At 40.9% G+C, this 1,761-nt stretch carries 1 protein-coding gene; it reads right to left on the reverse strand.

Annotated elements, in window-relative coordinates:
- Positions 1-35: 35 nt before the first annotated feature.
- On the reverse strand, positions 36-1,667 hold the full coding sequence (locus WS42_RS14585; protein WP_013610532.1) for an IS1182 family transposase: 1,632 nt from the start codon (positions 1,665-1,667) through the stop codon (positions 36-38).
- Positions 1,668-1,761: the final 94 nt, after the last annotated feature.

A 1,761-nucleotide genomic window follows, 5' to 3' on the forward strand; every position in this document is an offset into this window, starting at 1 on the left:
AAGAAGGTGTCTGAAAAGGATGCCTTCTTTTTTTGTTATGCTGCCCGTTTATTATCCATTTTTATTTTTAAAACATCTTTGGTCTTCTCTATTATCTCTTTTGGAAAAGTAATCCTCCAGAAATAAGTAAGAAATAAAAGAAAGCTGTTTTTTTTAGCCAGTTTCCTTAGATTATGTGCAATAGCAACCAGGGTAAACTCTGTTTTTACCTTCTCCAGCCCTCTTAATCTAAATCGGTTCCATGCCGAGTTATGCTTTATCTGTGCGAAGACAGCTTCCGGTTCTATACATCGTCTGCCCCGATGATAAATACCTTCTTCGCTCATGAGTTTTTCGCGCGCTTTTTGTTTATACCTGTTAAGTTTATAGTTGACTTCTATGATCCGGTTGGTCTTTGATTTATGACATTGAGATCTCAGCGGGCAACCCTCACAGTTCTGTGCCTGATAACGTTTCAGTACGGATACATATCCCAAATCGGACTTACTTTTCCTTTGACCTGTATATTCCATATGTTGTCCCATCGGGCATACGTAGTAATCCTGTTCCCGATTGTAGTAAAGGTTCTGTATGGCAAAAGCATCCTTCTTCCAGGCACACTTCTGCTCTTTGTGGAAATAATTGTACTTGACAAAAGCCTCTATACCCGCATTCTCCATAAACTCGTAGTTTTGTTCACTTCCATAACCGGCATCAGCTACTACTATAAAGGATTGCCTATGATAAGTCTCCCGAAAATCTTTCAAAAAAGGAATTAGAGTTCCTGTGTCTCCGGCGCGCCTGTAAATGCCCAGATTTGTAATAAACTGATTCTCTGTAGCAAGCTGTATATTATAGGCGGGTTTCAATTGCCCGTTTTTCATATGATCCTCTTTCATGCGCATGAAGGTCGCATCCTCATCTGTCTTACTGAAAGAATTACGATCCCCTAATTTCTCCAATTGCGATTCATATTTGGCAAGGCGGGGCAGATATTCTTCCTGTAGCTTTTTGACTTGCTTTTGCTCGGCTTTGTTCATCCCGGAGAGCCGTTTGTTTAAAGCGCTCACTTTTTCCCGCAAACCACAGGAATCCATATCCGGTAAGGTATCCGGTGTCCTTTCCTGTTTGTCCTGCTCAATATGTTTGTCTACCTCACTAAGGACTGCCTGTATTTTCGACTCCAGTTTTGCCTTGTTCTTTTCCACACTCCCACGCCAGACAAAAGTGTAGCGGTTGGATGCCGATTCAACTTTGGTGCCATCGATATACTGTACATCCAAACTGACATAGCCGGATTCCTGTAGCAGCAGAACAATGGCTGAAAACAACGATTTTATATTTTCTTTTAAGCGTTTGCCACGGAAATCATTGATAGTGCGGAAATCGGGAGTACTATTACCTGACAACCACATGAAGTGAATATTCTCCTGTAAGGCCTTTTCTATTTTGCGACAGGAATAGATATTGTTCAGGTATGCATAAAACAGGACTTTGAGCATCATACGGGGATGGTAGCTGCTGGTTCCTCCTCCTTTATATGCCCGCAGCAGACTGCTAATATCTAAGGCATCTACAACACTGTTTACTACACGAACGGGATGGTTCGAAGCTATCTTTTCCGATAAACTAACCGGAAAAAGTACATTTTGGTTGGAAGTTAACTCTTTAAATACTATCTTAGCCATTGCTATAATGTTTGTTTTTTTGCAACGGTAAGATAATTCTTTTTACCGAAATAAACAATAGCAAAAGGGGCTATCCGACTTTTTGGACAGCCCC

This window comes from Odoribacter sp. N54.MGS-14 (genome assembly GCF_000980295.1).
In the GTDB taxonomy this organism is placed as follows: Bacteria; Bacteroidota; Bacteroidia; order Bacteroidales; family Marinifilaceae; genus Odoribacter; species Odoribacter splanchnicus.